Origin of the sequence: Microbacterium sp. B35-30, from assembly GCF_010634855.1 — a bacterium.
Taxonomy (GTDB): domain Bacteria; phylum Actinomycetota; class Actinomycetes; order Actinomycetales; family Microbacteriaceae; genus Microbacterium.
On the sequence record NZ_MWLQ01000027.1, the window covers coordinates 76,988 to 93,520 of the forward strand.

The 16,533-nt window shown below is 70.1% G+C and carries 20 protein-coding genes; 10 read left to right on the forward strand and 10 right to left on the reverse strand.

Features of this window, described 5'->3' with window-relative positions:
• Positions 1 to 127 precede the first annotated feature (127 nt).
• A complete protein-coding gene (locus B2K11_RS15515) occupies positions 128 to 1,726 on the forward strand; it encodes an ABC-F family ATP-binding cassette domain-containing protein (protein WP_163619495.1) in 1,599 nt (532 codons plus the stop codon).
• 122 nt (positions 1,727 to 1,848) lie between these two features.
• On the opposite strand, the gene B2K11_RS15520 is transcribed toward B2K11_RS15515, so the two are convergent.
• From B2K11_RS15520 to B2K11_RS15535, 4 genes are all read right to left on the reverse strand, one after another.
• Complete coding sequence (locus B2K11_RS15520; protein WP_163619496.1) at positions 1,849 to 2,748, reverse strand: SURF1 family protein; 900 nt, start codon at positions 2,746 to 2,748, stop codon at positions 1,849 to 1,851.
• Positions 2,745 to 2,999: a hypothetical protein gene (locus B2K11_RS15525; protein WP_163619497.1), complete on the reverse strand. Its 255-nt coding sequence runs from the start codon at positions 2,997 to 2,999 to the stop codon at positions 2,745 to 2,747. The genes B2K11_RS15520 and B2K11_RS15525 overlap by 4 nt, the downstream gene beginning before the upstream one ends.
• The gene (locus B2K11_RS15530; protein ID WP_163619498.1) at positions 2,996 to 3,367 is read right to left on the reverse strand and encodes a DUF3099 domain-containing protein; all 372 of its coding nucleotides are present in this window, start codon (positions 3,365 to 3,367) and stop codon (positions 2,996 to 2,998) included. The genes B2K11_RS15525 and B2K11_RS15530 overlap by 4 nt, the downstream gene beginning before the upstream one ends.
• Before the next feature lie 66 nt (positions 3,368 to 3,433).
• Positions 3,434 to 3,946, reverse strand: coding sequence for a DUF4190 domain-containing protein (locus tag B2K11_RS15535; protein WP_163619499.1), 513 nt, complete (start codon positions 3,944 to 3,946; stop codon positions 3,434 to 3,436).
• A 127-nt stretch (positions 3,947 to 4,073) separates the two neighbouring features.
• Here B2K11_RS15535 and fabG point away from each other — a divergent pair, with 127 nt between their 5' ends.
• On the forward strand, positions 4,074 to 4,784 hold the full coding sequence (gene fabG, locus B2K11_RS15540; RefSeq protein WP_163619501.1) for a 3-oxoacyl-ACP reductase FabG: 711 nt from the start codon (positions 4,074 to 4,076) through the stop codon (positions 4,782 to 4,784).
• A 65-nt stretch (positions 4,785 to 4,849) separates the two neighbouring features.
• Here the strand turns inward: fabG and B2K11_RS15545 are convergent, their stop codons facing one another.
• The 3 genes from B2K11_RS15545 to B2K11_RS15555 form a co-directional block, all read right to left on the reverse strand.
• A complete protein-coding gene (locus tag B2K11_RS15545) occupies positions 4,850 to 5,557 on the reverse strand; it encodes an alpha/beta hydrolase (RefSeq protein ID WP_163619503.1) in 708 nt (235 codons plus the stop codon).
• Between the two features lie 72 nt (positions 5,558 to 5,629).
• Positions 5,630 to 6,271 carry a phosphoserine phosphatase SerB gene (gene serB / locus B2K11_RS15550; protein ID WP_163619505.1) on the reverse strand — a complete coding sequence of 214 codons (642 nt, stop codon included), beginning with the start codon at positions 6,269 to 6,271 and terminating at the stop codon, positions 5,630 to 5,632.
• Positions 6,272 to 6,315: 44 nt separating this feature from the next.
• Complete coding sequence (locus B2K11_RS15555) at positions 6,316 to 7,560, reverse strand: glucose-1-phosphate adenylyltransferase (RefSeq protein ID WP_163619507.1); 1,245 nt, start codon at positions 7,558 to 7,560, stop codon at positions 6,316 to 6,318.
• Between the two features lie 48 nt (positions 7,561 to 7,608).
• Here B2K11_RS15555 and glgA point away from each other — a divergent pair, with 48 nt between their 5' ends.
• From glgA to B2K11_RS15570, 3 genes are all read left to right on the forward strand, one after another.
• On the forward strand, positions 7,609 to 8,802 hold the full coding sequence (glgA, locus tag B2K11_RS15560; RefSeq protein ID WP_163619509.1) for a glycogen synthase: 1,194 nt from the start codon (positions 7,609 to 7,611) through the stop codon (positions 8,800 to 8,802).
• A gap of 9 nt (positions 8,803 to 8,811) precedes the next feature.
• Entirely contained in the window at positions 8,812 to 9,597 is a 786-nt protein-coding gene (locus tag B2K11_RS15565; RefSeq protein ID WP_163619511.1) for an ABC transporter ATP-binding protein, read from the forward strand.
• Between the two features lie 121 nt (positions 9,598 to 9,718).
• Positions 9,719 to 9,976 carry a type B 50S ribosomal protein L31 gene (locus B2K11_RS15570; RefSeq protein WP_163619513.1) on the forward strand — a complete coding sequence of 86 codons (258 nt, stop codon included), beginning with the start codon at positions 9,719 to 9,721 and terminating at the stop codon, positions 9,974 to 9,976.
• Positions 9,977 to 10,071: 95 nt separating this feature from the next.
• Here the strand turns inward: B2K11_RS15570 and B2K11_RS15575 are convergent, their stop codons facing one another.
• Positions 10,072 to 10,803 (reverse strand): exonuclease domain-containing protein, encoded by a 732-nt coding sequence (locus B2K11_RS15575; protein WP_239526114.1) that lies wholly within the window; start codon positions 10,801 to 10,803, stop codon positions 10,072 to 10,074.
• 88 nt (positions 10,804 to 10,891) lie between these two features.
• Here B2K11_RS15575 and B2K11_RS15580 point away from each other — a divergent pair, with 88 nt between their 5' ends.
• A complete protein-coding gene (locus B2K11_RS15580; protein WP_163619516.1) occupies positions 10,892 to 11,791 on the forward strand; it encodes an alpha/beta hydrolase in 900 nt (299 codons plus the stop codon).
• Here the strand turns inward: B2K11_RS15580 and B2K11_RS15585 are convergent.
• Positions 11,751 to 12,305 carry a CGNR zinc finger domain-containing protein gene (locus B2K11_RS15585; protein ID WP_163619518.1) on the reverse strand — a complete coding sequence of 185 codons (555 nt, stop codon included), beginning with the start codon at positions 12,303 to 12,305 and terminating at the stop codon, positions 11,751 to 11,753. The two genes, B2K11_RS15580 and B2K11_RS15585, sit on opposite strands and share 41 nt — an antisense overlap.
• 74 nt (positions 12,306 to 12,379) lie before the next feature.
• On the opposite strand from B2K11_RS15585, the gene B2K11_RS15590 reads away from it, so the two are divergent.
• Positions 12,380 to 13,378 carry a DMT family transporter gene (locus B2K11_RS15590; RefSeq protein WP_163619520.1) on the forward strand — a complete coding sequence of 333 codons (999 nt, stop codon included), beginning with the start codon at positions 12,380 to 12,382 and terminating at the stop codon, positions 13,376 to 13,378.
• Here B2K11_RS15590 and B2K11_RS15595 read toward each other — a convergent pair.
• A complete protein-coding gene (locus tag B2K11_RS15595; protein ID WP_163619523.1) occupies positions 13,353 to 13,823 on the reverse strand; it encodes an Lrp/AsnC family transcriptional regulator in 471 nt (156 codons plus the stop codon). The two genes, B2K11_RS15590 and B2K11_RS15595, sit on opposite strands and share 26 nt — an antisense overlap.
• 165 nt (positions 13,824 to 13,988) lie before the next feature.
• Between B2K11_RS15595 and pdhA the strand changes: the two genes are divergently transcribed.
• The 3 genes from pdhA to B2K11_RS15610 form a co-directional block, all read left to right on the forward strand.
• Positions 13,989 to 15,119, forward strand: a complete 1,131-nt coding sequence (pdhA, locus tag B2K11_RS15600) for a pyruvate dehydrogenase (acetyl-transferring) E1 component subunit alpha (protein WP_163619525.1) — start codon at positions 13,989 to 13,991, stop codon at positions 15,117 to 15,119.
• Positions 15,120 to 15,121: 2 nt separating this feature from the next.
• Positions 15,122 to 16,132, forward strand: coding sequence for an alpha-ketoacid dehydrogenase subunit beta (locus B2K11_RS15605; protein WP_163619527.1), 1,011 nt, complete (start codon positions 15,122 to 15,124; stop codon positions 16,130 to 16,132).
• On the forward strand, positions 16,132 to 16,533 hold a 402-nt coding region (locus B2K11_RS15610; protein ID WP_345770787.1), incomplete at its 3' end, for a biotin/lipoyl-containing protein. The genes B2K11_RS15605 and B2K11_RS15610, both read left to right, overlap by 1 nt.

Below are 16,533 nucleotides of genomic sequence, written 5' to 3' on the forward strand. Positions count from 1 at the left end.
CGTGTCACCCCGTGGAGGTATCCCTGATGAGAACTCGGGCTGCCCCGGGCGGACGACGACGCCCCGTATACTGGATGGCTGGCCACTCGGCCATTCCCCCACTCCACCGACGGAACGGACATCCGCTGTGCTCGCCGTGCACGACCTCGAGATCCGCGTGGGCGCTCGCGTGCTCATGACGGACGTCTCCTTCCGCGTGTCGGACGGCGACAAGATCGGACTGGTCGGCCGCAACGGCGCCGGCAAGACCACACTGACCAAGGTGCTCGCCGGAGACCTCATTCCGGCCGACGGCAGGGTCGATCGCTCGGGAGAACTGGGCTACCTGCCGCAGGACCCGCGCTCGGGCGACCCGGAGATGCTGGCCCGCACCCGCATCCTCGACGCGCGTGGACTGGGCACCCTCGCGATCGGCATGCACGACGCCTCGCTCGCGATGGCGAGCGAGGACGAGGCGGTCGCCGCACGCGCGATGCGCAAGTACGCCAACCTGACCGAGCGGTTCGAAGCGCTCGGCGGTTACACGGCCGAGGCTGAGGCGGCCTCGATCGCGCACAACCTGTCGTTGCCCGACCGGATCCTCGACCAGCCGCTGAAGACGCTGTCAGGCGGTCAGCGGCGTCGCATCGAACTGGCTCGCATCCTGTTCTCGGACGCCCAGACGATGATCCTCGACGAGCCGACCAACCACCTCGACGCCGACAGCGTCGTGTGGCTGCGCGAGTTCCTCAAGGGCTACAAGGGCGGCCTGATCGTCATCAGCCACGACGTGGAGCTCGTCGGCGAGACGGTGAACCGCGTGTTCTACCTCGACGCGAACCGCCAGGTCATCGACGTCTACAACATGAACTGGAAGAACTACCTGCGCCAGCGGGTGGCCGACGAGGAGCGCCGCAAGAAGGAGCGCGCCAACGTCGAGAAGAAGGCGACCGTCCTGCAGCAGCAGGCGGCGCGGTTCGGTGCCAAGGCGTCGAAGGCCGCTGCGGCGCACCAGATGGTCGCGCGCGCCGAGAAGATGCTGGCCGGCCTCGACGAGGTGCGCCAGGAGGAGCGCGTGGCCAAGCTGCGCTTCCCGAAGCCGGCACCGTGCGGCAAGACGCCCCTCATGGCGTCGGGGCTGTCGAAGTCATACGGCTCGCTCGAGATCTTCACCGACGTCGACCTCGCGATCGACCGCGGATCGAAGGTCGTCATCCTCGGCCTCAACGGTGCCGGAAAGACGACGCTGCTGCGCATCCTGGCCGGCGTCGACCAGCCGGATACCGGTCAGCTGGAGCCCGGCCACGGCCTCAAGATCGGCTACTACGCGCAGGAGCACGAGAACCTCGACGTCTCCCGGTCTGTGCTCGAGAACATGATGTCGGCCGCGCCCGACATCACGGCGACCGAGGCGCGCAAGGTGCTCGGCTCGTTCCTGTTCACGGGCGACGACGTGCTGAAGCCCGCCGGTGTGCTCTCGGGTGGCGAGAAGACCCGCCTCTCGCTGGCCACGCTGGTCGTGTCGTCGGCGAACATGCTGCTGCTCGACGAGCCCACCAACAACCTCGACCCCGCATCCCGCGAAGAGATCCTCGGTGCGCTCGCGCACTACGAGGGCGCCGTCGTGCTCGTGTCGCACGACGAGGGCGCAGTCGAGGCGCTCAACCCCGAGCGCGTGCTGATCCTCCCCGACGGCGTCGAAGACATCTGGGGCCGCGACTACGCGGACCTCATCGCGCTCGCCTAGCGCCGGCGAGCGCAGGTTCGCGCACAGAACCGGAGACTCTGGGCAACGCGCTGCGGACGGATGCCTCGCCCGGCGTTTCGCCGAGGATCTCCGATGCTCGGTTCTCGGCGGTCATCCCGCAGTCAGCGGCCGGCGGCGTCGAGGAGTGCGTCCTCGTCCTCGGCGTCGCGGTCGCGGCCCCTCCGGGGTGCCGGAGCGGCCCCTGGAGCGGCATCCGTTCCCTCCGCCGCGGTCTCGGCGGCCAGGGCATCCTCGGCGTCTTCGCGGCGGTGCCGCCGCTCGGTGCGTATGACGTAGCCGATGAAGATGAACCCCATCACGGCGAAGAGGATCCACTGGATCGCATACGAGAGGTGCGGGCCGGGGTCGTCGGAAGGCGGCTCGAGGGCGCTCGGCGCGGTCGCCGGCGCCGGGGCCTCCGAGACCATCACGCCGTAGGCGCTCTGCTCGAGGGCGTCGCCCGCGTCGGGGAGTGCGTCGGCGACGAGGCCGAGGTTGATCGTCGGCACCTGACCTTCGGGCGCGGAGCGTCCCGATGACGGCAGCGCCTCGCCCGGTCGCAGCCGGACGATGACGGTCGCCTCGCCGGACGGGGGAGCGGGCACCGCATCGGGTTCGGGCTGGTCCTTCCCGGGCGCCACCCAACCGCGGTCGACGAGCAGCACGCGGCCGTCGTCGAGGCGGAACGGCACGAGCACCTCGAACGCCGACGTGCCGCCGTGCGGACGGTTGCGGGCGAGAAGCTCGTCGTCGGCCAGGTAGGTGCCGGTGAGGATCACCGGACGCCACTCGTCCTGCGGATCGAGTTCGCCGCCGGCAGGGATGAGGTCGGCGAGGGGCACCGGCGGGGCGTCGTAGTTCTCCGCGACCAGCGCGAGCTGCCCGGAGCGCTCCTGATTGCGCGTGAACTGCCAGTTCGACAGGAACGCGCACGCGATGGCGAAGACCACGGCGAGCGCGATGTAGATCGCCCAGCGCCCCGCGCGGGGAAGACGCTGCATGCTGACCGAGCGGCCGCTCATCGCGTCGTCTCCCTCTCCGCAGTCGTATCCGACTCCATAGGGGCCAGCGGCGCCACCGAGACGGGAAAGTCGCGGGCGGAGAGGAAATCGCGCAGATACCCGACGTGCTCGTCGCATGCGACCCACGTCTTGCGTCGATCGGCGGCGTGGATGCGCGGGTTCCGCCAGTCGATGCGCCAGCCTGCCGCGGCGCGGCATCCCGCCCGCGAGCAGGTCGCGTCGACGCCCTGCTCGCGGTGGACGTCGCTCATGCGGCCCCATCCCGGGTGCCGTCTGTGGCCGGCCGCGTCTCATCGATGCGGATCACGCGTGCCTCGGGTGCGGCGGCCGCCGAGGGAGCCGAGGGCGCGGCGGGCAGAGCCGCCTCGGGATCCTCGCGCCGGTTGCGCCGGCCCTCCTGGCCGACGTTCGCCGAGACGACCGCGACGTAGGGGAGGAAGATCGCCGCAGCCGCGAACACCCACGTGTACCAGCCATAGGGAGTGATGACCACCATGAGGACGAAGCACGCGATGCGGATGCCCATCGTCACGAGATACCGCATCGACCGCGCGTCGACGTCGTCGCGCGGTGCGCGCGGCAGGGACGTGGCCGATGGGGCGTGGCTCGAACTCTTCACGGTACTTCCAGGGTACGCCGCTTGCACGGCGTAGGCGCCCCGGAATCGTGTCCGGGGCGCCGGGATTCAGTACGTGCCGCCGGTCTCCTGGTAGACCGCGAAGAAGAATCCGAAGAACGCGATCGCCGCGATGATGCCGAGGAGCGCCAGGCCGAGACCGACCCAGCCGACGATGGTGCCGGCCAGCGCCATCCCGCGGCCCTGCTCACCGCTGGTCTTGAGCTGGTTGAGCGACATGTGGCCGGTGATCACGCCCACGATCGACCCGACGAAGGGCACGATGACGAAGGCGGCGACCGACGCGATGAGCGAGACGATCGCGAGGGTGTTGGTCTTGGTCTGCGCTCCGTAGCCATAACCCGCTGCGGTGCCGTAGGCGGGCGCCGCACCGTACGCGGGGGCTGCGCCGTAGGAAGGAGCTGGAGTCGACGCGGGCGCGCCGTAGGCGGCCGGGGGATAGGCGCCCTGCGCGGGCGGCGGGTACGCGCCCGCGGCCGGCTGCGCCGCTGCCGGAGCCGGCGGAACCGGCGGGTACGCGTCGGGCTCGGGTGCGGGGTTCTGGGGGGTGGGGTCGCTCACGGCGGGCCTTTCGTCGATGTCTGTGCCCAGCGTCCCAGCGGCGCACCGAGGGTGTCAAACGGGCCGGGTGCGCAGTTGTGCCGCCGATAGGCTGGTGCTGATCCGTCACAACCCCGGGAGTGCCACCATGTCCACCGATCGCGTCGTCCTCGTCACCGGCGGAAACCGCGGCATCGGCCGTGCCATCGCGGAGCGTTTCGTCGCCGAGGGCTACAGGGTGGCGGTGACCGCGCGCTCTGGAGAAGGTCCCGCGGGCACCCTCACCGTCCGGGCGGACGTGACGGATGCCGCAGCCGTCGACGCGGCGTTCACCGAGGTCGAGAGCGCCCTCGGCCCGGTCGAGATCGTCGTCGCGAACGCCGGCATCACGAAGGACACGCTCCTGCTGCGCATGACGGAGGACGATTTCGACAGCGTTGTGGCGACGAACCTCGGCGGCGCGTTCCGCGTGGTCAAGCGCGCGTCGAAGGGCATGCTGCGCGCACGGTGGGGCCGCGTCGTGCTCATCTCGAGCGTCGTCGGCCTGTACGGCTCCGCCGGCCAGATCAACTACGCCGCCTCGAAGAGCGCGCTCGTGGGCTTCGCCCGCTCACTCACACGCGAACTCGGCGGACGCGGCATCACCGCCAACGTCGTGGCACCAGGCTTCATCGAGACCGACATGACCGCCGAGCTCTCAGACGACACGCAGGCGGAGTACAAGAAGAGCATTCCGGCCGGACGGTTCGCCTCGGCGGAGGAAGTGGCCGGCGTCGTCACCTGGATGGCGTCCGACGACGCCGCCTACATCTCGGGCGCCGTCATCCCGGTCGACGGCGGCCTCGGCATGGGTCACTGACCCCGCGCGTCTGCGCTCGACAGGCTCAGCGACCGGGCCAGGTGGTCCCTGAGCCTGTCGCAGGGTCAGCCGATCGCACGCAGGATCGCCTCGGCGACCGCGCCGGGTCGCGAGAACTGCGGCCAGTGGCCGGTGGCGTCTCCGGGTGCTCCGAGTTCGATCACGTCGAGATGCTGCAGCGCGGCGAGTTCGGCCGCCCACGGCGGGGCCTGCTGGATGATCTCCCTGATGTGCGCCTCGGGCACCGTTGCCGTGATGATCGTGGCGGGCACGGCACGCCGTCGCTCGTCGGAGAGTCGGATCGGGTCCGTCGGCACCCTCTCCGGCACGGACCGGGCGCGCGCGGCGACTTCGGCACGTGTCTGCGGGTCGAGGTCGGCGACGTCGGACTCGTCGAAGAAGTCCCAGCCGGGGAACGGAATCACCCCGTCCACGACGGGAAATTCCGAGATGGAACCGCCCTCGCCCGGCGGGAAGGTGTCGAGGAACACCACGCGCCCCACGCGGTCGGGACGCGCGTCCACCGCGCCGTAGGCGACGTTCCCGCCGCCGGAATGGCCGACGATGGCCACGTCACCGTCGAGGCGGTCGAGTTCGTCGACCGTCGCGGCGACCCAATCGGAGATGCCGATGCCGGCCGACTCGGCGCCCGACGCGCCGACGCCGGGCATCGTCAGCGCGTGGGTGCGGTGGCCGGCGGATTCGAGGGCAGGGGCGACCTCGCCCCAGGAAGACGCGTCGAGCCACAGCCCGGGTACGAGGATGATGTGCATGACTCGACGCTAGCGACGGCAGCCGACATCCGGAGCCCCCTACGGCAGCCGATGACGTAGCCGAGATGCGGCCTACGGCAGCAGCGGGATGACCTCGGCGAGGTCGATCGGCCCGACGACGAGGTCGGCGCGGGCGCGCACCGCGGGCTTGGCGTTGAAGGCGACCCCGAGCCCGGCGACGGCCATCATCTCGAGGTCGTTCGCCCCGTCACCGATCGCGATCGTGCGTGCAACGGGCACGCGGCGTTCGGCAGCCCACTCGCGCAGCGCAGCGGCCTTGCCCGCGGCATCCACGATCCCGCCGTCCACGAGGCCGCTCAGCGCGCCGTCCCGCGTCGCGAGGCGGTTCGCACGCCACACGTCCACGCCGAGGTCGGGTGCGACGGTGTCGAGGATCTCGTGGAATCCGCCCGAGACGACTCCGACGGCACCGCCGCGCTCGTGCACGGCCGCGATGAGCTCGCGCGCCCCGGGGGTCGGCTCGATGCGCGACAGAACGCGTGCGAACGCCGCGAGCGGCACGCCTTCGAGCGCCTCGACGCGCGACCGCAGGCTGCTCGCGAAGTCGACCTCGCCGCGCATGGCGGCCTCTGTCGCCGCCGCCACCTCGGCCCCGCGCCCCGCCTCGTCGGCGATGAGCTCGATGACCTCGTTGCGGATCAGGGTCGAATCGGCGTCGAGCACCACGAGGAAGCGGGCGGGGGCAGCGGGCATCCCTCCACGCTAGCGAAACCCGGAAGCCCCACCCGACCGTTGCGTCATCGCTCGACGCGGAACCCCTTCCCGACCACGGTGATGCCGCTGTCGGTGATCGTGAACCCTCGGGAGAGGTCCTTCTCCCGGTCGACGCCCACGGTCGCGCCCTCATCGAGGACCACGTTCTTGTCGAGGATCGCGCGGTGCACCCGCGCGCCCGCGCCGACATGCACGTGGTCGAAGAGCACCGAGTCGGTGATCGTCGAGCCGCCGCCGGCGAGCGTCCACGGGCCCACCACGCTGCGCTCGAGGTGCGTGCCCGACAGAACGGACCCGAGCGACACGATCGAGTCGATCGCATTGCCGATGCGGCCTACCGAGTCGCGCACGAACTTCGCCGGCGGGGAGTTGACCGCCTGGGAGTGGATCGGCCAGTCCATGTTGTACAGGTTGAACACCGGCAGCGTCGAGATGAGGTCGCGGTGCGCGTCGAAGAACGAGTCGATCGTCCCCACGTCCCGCCAGTAGTACCGGTCGCGCGGAGTCGACCCCGGCACGTCGTTGCGGTTCATGTCGTAGACGCCCGCCTCGCCCCGGCCGACGAAGTAGGGGATGATGTCGCCGCCCATGTCGTGGTTCGAGGTCGGCAGCTCTCCGTCCGCCTCGACCGCCTCGATCAGCGCGTCGGTGTCGAAGATGTAGTTGCCCATCGACGCCAGCACCTGATCGGGCGCATCGCCCAGGCCCACGGGGTTCTGCGGCTTCTCGAGGAACTCGCGGATGCGCATCGGGTCCTCGGGGTCGACGTCGATGACGCCGAACTGATTGGCGAGCGAGATCGGCTGACGGATGCCGGCGACCGTCGCCCGCGCGCCCGACTCGATGTGCGCCGCGAGCATCTGCCGGAAGTCCATGCGGTAGACGTGGTCGGCGCCGATCACGACGACGATGTCGGGCTGCTCGTCGTTGATGAGGTTGAGGCTCTGCAGGATGGCGTCCGCCGATCCGGAGAACCAGCGCTTTCCGAGTCGCTGCTGCGCGGGAACCGAGGTGACGTACGAATCCAGGAGCGCCGACATCCGCCACGTCTGCGAGATGTGCCGGTCGAGGCTGTGCGATTTGTACTGGGTGAGCACGACGATCTGCCGCAGGCCCGAGTTGATGAGGTTGGAGATGGCGAAATCGATGAGCCGGTACTGCCCGCCGAAGGGAACGGCGGGCTTGGCGCGATCCGCGGTCAACGGCATCAGCCGCTTCCCTTCGCCGCCGGCGAGGATGATTCCGAAGACCTTGGGTGCAGCTGGCATGGCCCCCACACTATGACGCGTTCCGGGCCGTGTACTAGCGTTCGAGACATGCGAGTCGACATCGTCACCAAGGAGTACCCTCCGGAGATCTACGGCGGCGCCGGCGTGCACGTGACGGAGCTCGTGAAGGCCTTGCGGTCGACGATCGATGTGCGCGTGCGCGCGTTCGGGGCCGAGCGCGACGAAGAGGGCACGACGTCGTACGGCGTGCCGGCCGAGCTCTCCGGTGCCAACGCGGCGGTGCAGACGCTCGGCACGGACCTCGAGATCGTGTCGGATGTCGCCGGCGCCGACGTCGTGCACAGTCACACCTGGTACGCGAACCTCGCCGGCCAGCTCGCCTCATTGCTCCACGGCATCCCGCACATCGTGACCGCTCACAGCCTCGAGCCGCTGCGGCCGTGGAAGGCCGAGCAGCTCGGCGGCGGCTACGCCGTCTCGAGCTGGATCGAGAAGTCGGCGTACGAGGGCGCCGCGGCGATCGTCGCGGTGAGCAACGGCATGCGCGAAGACATCCTGCGCAGCTATCCGGCGCTCGATCCGGAGCGGGTGCGCGTGATCTACAACGGCATCGACGTCGAGGCCTGGCACCCGGTCGAGGATCCGGCGCTGCTGGCCGAGCTCGGCATCGATCCGGCGAGGCCCTCGGTGGTGTTCGTCGGCCGCATCACGCGGCAGAAGGGTCTGCCGTACTTCCTCCGCGCCGCCGAGCGACTGCCCGCCGACGTGCAGGTGATCCTCGCCGCCGGTGCTCCCGACACACCCCAGATCATGGCCGAAGTCGAGGGCCTCGTGCGCGGGCTGCAGGACACCCGCGCGGGTGTCGTCTGGCTCGATCGGATGCTGTCGCGCCACGAGCTGTGCACCATCCTCAGCGCGGCCACGACGTTCGTCTGCCCGTCCGTGTACGAGCCGCTGGGCATCGTGAACCTGGAGGCGATGGCCTGCGGTGCGGCAGTCGTGGGGACGGCGACGGGCGGCATCCCGGAGGTCGTCGTCGACGGCGTCACCGGGAGGCTCGTCCCGATCGAGCAGGTGCAGGACGGCACCGGGACGCCGACCGACCCCGAGCGGTATGTGGCAGATCTTGCACGCGTGCTCACCGAGGTCGTGAGCGATCCGGACCGCGCGCGCGAGTACGGCGCCGCCGGACGGCGTCGTGCGACGGAGGATTTCAGCTGGCAGCGCATCGCCGATCAGACGGCCGCGCTCTACGCGGAGGTGGCCGCCGGCGGCCGTTAGGCTGGTCGCATGCCACAGGTGCTCGAGTTCTCCGACGTCGTCGTCCGCCGAAACGCCAGGAACATCGTCGACCACCTGAACTGGACCGTCAACGACGATGAGCGCTGGGTCGTACTCGGACCCAACGGTGCCGGCAAGACCACGGTGCTGCAGATGGCCGACACGCTCCTGCACCCCACCTCGGGAACGGTGACCATCCTCGCGGAGCGGCTGGGCCGCACGGACGTGTTCGAGCTGCGCCCCCGGATCGGATTCGCGTCGTCGGCGATGGCGCGTCGCGTGCCCCCCGAGGAGACCGTGCTGAACGTCGTGCTCACCGCCGCCTACTCGGTGCTGGGCCGCTGGCGCGAGGACTACGAGGACATCGACGAGCGCCGCGCGCTGCGGGTGCTCGCCGAGTGGAAGCTCGACCACCTCGCTGACCGCACCTTCGGCACGCTCAGCGACGGCGAGCAGAAGCGGGTGCAGATCGCGCGAGCCGTCATGACGGACCCGGAGCTGCTGCTGCTCGACGAGCCGACCGCGAGCCTGGATCTCGGCGCGCGCGAAGAGCTCCTCATCCTCCTGGGCGGCTACGCCCAGGCGCCCACGACTCCCGCGATGATCATGGTCACGCACCACGTCGAGGAGATTCCGGTCGGCTTCACCCACGTGCTGCTGCTCCGCGATGGACAGGCCGTGGCATCCGGTCCCATCCGCGAGACCCTCACGTCCGAGACGCTCACCGACACGTTCGGCGTCCCCATCCGCCTCACCGAAGACGGCGGCCGCTACGCCGCACGGGCGACGCACTGACGCCCGCGGAGGCTTGTTCGGCAACCGGCCGGGAGCCTGGTAGAATCTCTCTTTGGTGCGCTCGCACCCCAGACTTTGACCGCCCTGGCAAAATCCAGGGCATCACCCTCAAAGGACCATCATGAAGACTGACCTCCACCCGGACTACCAGGCCGTCGTGTTCCGTGACCTCGGCTCGGGCGAGACGTTCCTCACCCGCTCGACGGTGAGCAGCGACAAGAAGATCGAGCTCGACGGCGTCGAGTACCCCGTCATCGACGTGGAGATCTCGTCGGCCTCGCACCCGTTCTACACGGGCAAGCAGCGCATCATGGACTCGGCCGGTCGCGTCGAGAAGTTCAACCAGCGCTTCAAGAACTTCGGCGGCGCTTCCAAGTAAGCCCTCCGCGCGTTTCGACGGCGCTCGACGACCGGTCAGCGTCCGCCTCGGATCAGAAGACCCCGCCTCGGCGGGGTCTTCTGCGTTCCAGCCGCTCAGCGGATCGGCCAGCGGCCATCGAGCTGCTCGTCGGGATCGAGCCGGCCGATGCGGACGAAGTACTCGGTGAGGCTCTCGGCCTGGGCGCGCGCCCAGCCGATCTGGCGGGTGTGGAGTTCGTGGACGGTGTCGGGCAGCCACGGCGCGAAGCGCTCGGCGAGCGCCTGGGCGACCCGGCCCGCTGCCACCGCGTCGGCTGACGCCTCGTGTGCGGCATCGAGCCTCACGGCGTAGTGCGCCGCAACCACTTCCAGCGTGCGCTTGCCCTTGCGCCAGCGGTCGTACGCCTTGTCGACGACGAGCGGGTCGATCACCGGTGACGGCTCGTGGATCGGCGCGATGTCGTGACGAAGCGACTCGTACTTCAGCAAGGAGAAGTCGAAGGGCGCGTTGTAGGCGACGACGGGGATGCCGGCGTCCAGCAGCGCGCGCACCGCCTCGACGACCTCGCTCACGACCTCAGCCGCCGGTCGCCCCTGCGCGCGGGCATGCGCGGTCGATATGCCGTGGATCGCACTCGCACCCTCGGGGATGTCGACGCCGGGATCCGCGAGCCAGTCGCGCGCGCGGATGACCCGGCCCGAGGCATCCAGCAGTCCGACGTGAGCCGTGACGATGCGGTCGGCGGTGACGTCGATGCCCGTGGTCTCGAGGTCGAACACCCCGATCATGCGCACCCAGTCCGGCACGTCCCACAGCGGCAGCTGTTCGGGACGCGGGCGGCTCATGCCGATCACGGTATGCGCCGCTTCCGACATCGCGGCGCAGGCGCTCCGCGCGCACCGGAGGCGGAGCCGCGCCTCGTAGACTCGACGGGTGACCGCCCCGAATCCGTACGCCCCGCTGCTCGACGCGATCCCCGTCGAGCGGCGCGAGGTCGGCGTGCTGGGCGGCGTGACGGCGTACTGGGTCTACGGCCCGGCCGATGCGGCCGTCACGGTCGTGGCGGTGCACGGCTTCCGGGGCGAGCATCATGGGCTCGAGCCCGTGGTGGCGCACCTCCCGTCGGTGCGGGTGATCTCGCCCGATCTGCCGGGATTCGGCGAGACGGCGCCGGTGCCCAACCGCCGGCACGACCTCGACCTCTACGCCGAGTGGCTGCGCGAGTTCGCCGCCGCCGTGGCACCGGGGGCCGTGATCCTCGGCCACTCGTTCGGCTCGATCGTGGTGGCGGCCGCCGTCGCCGGCGGGCTCGCGACGCCCCGCGTCATCCTGGTGAACCCGATCGGCGCACCGGCGCTCGAGGGACCGCGCGGCGTGCTCACGCGACTCGCCGTCTTCTACTACTGGGTCGGGACGAAGCTGCCGAAGCGGCTCGGCGATGCGCTGCTGCGCAACGGCCTGATCGTCCGGGTGATGAGCGTGTCGATGGCGAAGACCAAGGACCCCGGCATCCGTCGATTCGTGCACGATCAGCACGACACGTACTTCTCGCGCTTCGCCGACCGGGATGTGCTGCACGACGCGTTCCTCGCCTCGGTGTCGAACGACGTGCGCGCGTTCGCTCCGTGCATCGCGCAGCCGACGCTGCTCGTCGCCGCGCAACGCGACGACATCACGCCCATCGAGGCGGAGCGGCGACTCGCCACGATGTTCCCGGATGCCGAGCTGGTGGAGATCCCCGACGTCGGGCACCTGATCCACTACGAGACGCCGGCTCCAGCCGCCGACGCGATCACGCGCTTTCTCGCGCCTTCCGACGCCGATACGCGTTGACGTTCATGCGGTTGCCGCAGTTGCCGATGTCGCAGTAGCGCTTCGAGCCGTTCTTCGAGAAGTCCACGTAGACGCCGTCGCAGTCGTCGGCGGCGCAGATCCGCACACGGTCGTACTCGTCGGCTCGGATGACGTCGACGAACGCCAGCGCCGCCTCGACCATGATGCGGGTCGCGAGCGGGGCGTCATCGCTCGTCGCATGGATGTGCCAGTCGAATCCGTCGTGAATGACCAGGCGGGGGAGTGCCTGGCCGTCGCGGAGCATTTCGTTGACGAGCGGCACGGCACCGTCGCGGTCGACCTCCCACAGCTGTCGCAGCCGTCGCCGGACCGCGCGGATGGCCGCGAGCTCGGCATCATCACGCCGGATGAGCCCGGTATAGGGGTTGACGCGGAGATAGTCCTCGAAGTCCTCGAGGGTCGAGAGCGTGTCTTCGTCGTCGTAGCCGGGCAGCGTGTTCACCAGGTACGACGCCGCGCGCAGATTCTGCTCGGTGTCATGAATGAAAACCACGTTGACTCCTGACATGCTGGTCCGGTACTGTCACCAGTGTAAGCACGTTTCACCCCTGACAGACGGATGTCGCCATGACCGCCCCGACCGCATCCCCTTCGGTTGCGCTGCTGGGCGCGGCTCCCCGTTCGAGCGCGCGGCTGCGCACCAGCGGATTGTTCATGGGGGTCGCCTCCGCTCTCGCGTTCTCGTCGAGCGGACCGTTCGTCAAGCCGCTGCTCGAGGCCGGCTGGTCCCTCGGTGCGGCCCTGCTCGTGCGCATGGGCGTCGCCGGACTGGTCTTGTCGCCGGCGCTGTTCCTGGCGATGAAGCGACAGCGCGGCTTCCTGCGCCGGCACTGGCGCCTCATCGCCGGCTTCGGCCTCATGCCCGTGCTCGGCTGCCAGCTCTTCTTCTTCTCGGCGATGCAGCGGATGCCCGTCGCCGTCGCCCTGCTGATCCAGTACCTCGCCCCGGTCATGCTCGTCGTGGCGGTGTGGGTCCGGACGCGCAAGGCCCCTTCGGCGCTCGTGCTGTGGGGGTCGGTGGTGGCGATCGTGGGCCTGGTGCTCGTCGTGGACATCTCGGGCGCGTCGTTCGATCTGATCGGCACCCTGTTCGCCCTCGCCGCAGCCGTCTGCGTGTGCGCCTACTTCGTGATCTCGGAACGCGCCGGCGACGATCTGCCGCCGCTGGCGCTCGCGGCGAGCGGGCTGCTGACGGGCGCGATCGTCATGGGGATCCTCTGCGCCACCGGCATCCTGCCGTTCCAGGCACCCGCGGTGTCGGTGGTGCTGGCCGGGGTATCGGTGCCGTGGTGGATGCCGCTGCTCTGGGTCGCCGGCATCGCGACGACGCTCGGCTACGCGCTCGGCGTGATGGCGGTTCCGCGCATCGGCTCGCGCGTCGCGTCGTTCGTGGGGTTGTCGGAAGTGCTGTTCGCCCTCATGTTCGCGTGGATCTTCCTCGCCGAGGTGCCGGCGCCCGTGCAGTTCGCGGGGGGCGCGCTGATCCTGGTGGGTGTGGTGCTGGTGCGTGCCGACGCCTCGTCGACGGGCAGCCTCCCACCTACTCCTCCCGCGCCAGGCCCATGAGCGGAGTGACGCGATGGGGGATGACCTCGCCCATCACAAGGGATGTCTCGGTGCGCTCGATGCCTTCGATGGCGAGGATGCGGGCGTCGGTGTCGAACAGGTGCTGCGTGTCGCGGCAGGCCACCCGCACCAGCAGATCGACCTGACCTGACAGGCCGTGCGCCTGCACGACCTCGGGTACACGCGCGAGCTCGATCGCGATGCGGGGGAGATCCGCCTGCCGCACGATGACGCTGATGAACGCCTCGATCGGGAAGCCCAGCGAAGCGGATGAGATCGCCCGTTCATACGACAGGAACACCCCCGCCTTCTCCAGGCGCGACATGCGCGCCTGGACCGTGTTGCGCGAGAGGCCGAGGCGCTCCGCGAGTGCGACGACGGTGGCTCGGGGATCGGCGGAGAGCGCGGCCAGCAGTTCCAGGTCGACATGATCGAGGGCACTCATAGTGCCAAACGTTAGCACGGTATGGGTGGTCGTGACTTATCAACATGCTCAAGCAGAGCGCGAATGCTTGAGCGAGGTGCGATACGGACGTAGCCTCGACGTAGTCGGCGACGAAGCCGGCGCACGCGAAGCGGCTCCTCACGAGGGGGCCCGCAACGAGGAGTGATGACGATGACGCACACCCTGACACCGACAGCGGATCTCGCCACCGACATCGACGATGTCGCGCGACTGCTGACGCCTGACGGCGAGCGCATCGCCGACCCCGAGCTCGATCGCTGGGTCGCCGACGTCGACGCCGCGACGCTGCGCGGCCTGTATCGCGACATGGTGCTCCTGCGACGCATCGACACCGAGGGCGTCGCCCTGCAACGACAGGGCCAGCTCGGCCTGTGGCCGCCCTGCCAGGGGCAGGAGGCGACCCAGATCGGCACGGCGCGCGCGCTGCGTGCCGACGACTTCGCGTTCCCGAGCTACCGCGAGACGGGCGTGGTCTACGCGCGCGGCGGCAAGCCCTCGGACTTCGTGCTCGCGTGGCGCGGCGAGGAGCACTCCACCTACAACCCGTACGACATCAACACCGCGACGCAGCAGATCATCATCGGCGCGCAGGCGCTGCACGCGGTCGGCTACGCGATGGGCGTGCAGCGGGACGGCGGCGACCAGGTCTCGGTCGCGTACTTCGGCGACGGCGCGTCCAGCCAGGGCGACGTGAACGAGGCGATGGTCTTCGCCGCCTCCTTCGGCGCACCGGTCGTCTTCATGTGCACCAACAACCAGTGGGCGATCTCCGAACCCGTCTCCGTGCAGGCGAAGTTCCCCATCGCCGGGCGGGCGCCGGGCTTCGGCATCCCGAGCATGCGCGTGGACGGCAACGACGTGCTCGCCTGCTTCGCCGCGATGCGCTGGGCGCTCGACAACGCGCGCCGCGGCAACGGGCCGGCCTTCATCGAGGCGGTCACGTACCGCATGGGCCCGCACACGACCTCGGACGACCCCACGCGCTACCGCGACAAGGAAGAGGTCGAGAAGTGGCGCCGCCGCGACCCGATCGCCCGCCTTGAAGCGCTGCTGCGCGCGCGTGGCGAGTTCGACGAGGCCTTCGTCGCCACCGTCGAGGCGGATGCCGATGCGCTGGCCTCCGGCGTCCGCGAGGCCGCGATGACCGCCACGACCCGCGCGCCGCTGACCGTGCTCGACAACGTCTACGCCGAGCCGCACTCCGGTCTCGAGGAGCAGCGCGCGCGGTTCGGCGCCTACCTCGACGGATTCGCTCCCGCGACCGAGGGGGTGTGACGATGGTGCAGCTCACGATGGCGAAGGCCATCAACGAGGGACTCCGCCGCGCCATGGCCGACGACCCGAAGGTGCTCGTCATGGGCGAGGACATCGGCAAGCTCGGCGGCGTGTTCCGCATCACCGACGGGCTGCTCGATGAGTTCGGAGCCCAGCGCGTGGTCGACACGCCGCTCGCCGAGGCGGGCATCATGGGCACCGCGGTCGGGCTCGCCTTCCGCGGGTACCGGCCCGTCGTCGAGATCCAGTTCGACGGCTTCGTCTACCCCGCGTTCGACCAGATCGTGTGCCAGGTGGCCAAGCTCCACTACCGCACGCGCGGCAACGTGACGATGCCGATCACCATCCGCATCCCGTGGGCGGGCGGCGTCGGCGCGGCCGAGCACCACTCCGAGTCTCCGGAGGCCTACTTCGTCCACACGTCGGGGCTCCGCGTGATCGCGGTCTCGAACCCGCAGGACGCGTACATCATGCTGCGGCAGGCCATCGCCTCGAACGACCCCGTGGTGTACTTCGAGCCGAAGCGCCTCTACCACTCCAAGGGCGAGGTCGACCTCGACGTGGCGCTGGCGGACGCGCCGCCGATGGGTCTGGCGCGCGTCGCCCGCGAGGGAAGCGACGTGACGCTCCTGACCTACGGCTCGCAGGTCGCGACCGCCATGGATGCCGCCACCGCCGCCGAGGACGACGGCGTGTCGATCGAGGTCATCGACCTGCGATCGATCTCGCCGGTCGACTACCGCACCGTCACGGCATCCGTCCGCAAGACCGGCCGCGTCGTCGTCACCCACGAGGCGGCCCGCGAGGCGGGCGTCGGCGCCGAGCTCATCGCCAGCGTGACCGAGCGCTGCTTCAACTACCTGGAGGCTGCGCCGCAGCGCGTCACGGGGCACGACATCCCGTACCCGCCCGCGAAGCTCGAGAAGCACCACCTGCCCGATCTCGACCGCATCCTCGACGCCGTCGATCGCGTCATGGACCGGCCGAACAGCCTGAGCGGGGTGCTCGACTGATGGCGCAGGACTTCCACCTCCCCGACCTCGGCGAAGGGCTTCCCGAGGCCGAGCTCGTGCAGTGGCAGGTCGCCGTGGGCGACACCGTCGCACTCAACCAGACGATCGCCGAGGTCGAGACGGCCAAGGCCGTCGTCGAGCTGCCCTCTCCGTATGCGGGCACGGTCACGGCGCTGCACGCCGAGGCCGGCGATGTCATCGCCGTGGGCTCGGTGCTGATCTCCTTCGATACGGGGGGAACGGCCCCCACGCCCTCACCGGCCGCATCGGTCGAGGCATCCGCTCCCGACACCGCCGCGAGCGCGCCCGCACCGCCGGCCACGGCATCGGAGCCGAACCTGGTCGGCTACGGCGCCGCGCCGCGCGGAACCGGGCGGCCGCAGCGTCGCGCCCGCGTCGCC

Bases quoted from the DNA above. Each gene is read 5' to 3' on its own strand.
- glgA (WP_163619509.1), top strand. From the start codon at position 7,609: ATGCGAGTCGACATCGTCACCAAGGAGTACCCTCCGGAGATCTACGGC.
- pdhA (WP_163619525.1), top strand. From the start codon at position 13,989: ATGACGATGACGCACACCCTGACACCGACAGCGGATCTCGCCACCGAC.
- B2K11_RS15595 (WP_163619523.1), bottom strand. From the start codon at position 13,823: ATGAGTGCCCTCGATCATGTCGACCTGGAACTGCTGGCCGCGCTCTCC.
- B2K11_RS15605 (WP_163619527.1), top strand. From the start codon at position 15,122: ATGGTGCAGCTCACGATGGCGAAGGCCATCAACGAGGGACTCCGCCGC.
- B2K11_RS15565 (WP_163619511.1), top strand. From the start codon at position 8,812: ATGCCACAGGTGCTCGAGTTCTCCGACGTCGTCGTCCGCCGAAACGCC.
- B2K11_RS15545 (WP_163619503.1), bottom strand. From the start codon at position 5,557: ATGCACATCATCCTCGTACCCGGGCTGTGGCTCGACGCGTCTTCCTGG.
- B2K11_RS15520 (WP_163619496.1), bottom strand. From the start codon at position 2,748: ATGAGCGGCCGCTCGGTCAGCATGCAGCGTCTTCCCCGCGCGGGGCGC.
- B2K11_RS15555 (WP_163619507.1), bottom strand. From the start codon at position 7,560: ATGCCAGCTGCACCCAAGGTCTTCGGAATCATCCTCGCCGGCGGCGAA.
- fabG (WP_163619501.1), top strand. From the start codon at position 4,074: ATGTCCACCGATCGCGTCGTCCTCGTCACCGGCGGAAACCGCGGCATC.
- B2K11_RS15575 (WP_239526114.1), bottom strand. From the start codon at position 10,803: ATGAGCCGCCCGCGTCCCGAACAGCTGCCGCTGTGGGACGTGCCGGAC.
- serB (WP_163619505.1), bottom strand. From the start codon at position 6,271: ATGCCCGCTGCCCCCGCCCGCTTCCTCGTGGTGCTCGACGCCGATTCG.
- B2K11_RS15525 (WP_163619497.1), bottom strand. From the start codon at position 2,999: ATGAGCGACGTCCACCGCGAGCAGGGCGTCGACGCGACCTGCTCGCGG.
- B2K11_RS15590 (WP_163619520.1), top strand. From the start codon at position 12,380: ATGACCGCCCCGACCGCATCCCCTTCGGTTGCGCTGCTGGGCGCGGCT.
- B2K11_RS15570 (WP_163619513.1), top strand. From the start codon at position 9,719: ATGAAGACTGACCTCCACCCGGACTACCAGGCCGTCGTGTTCCGTGAC.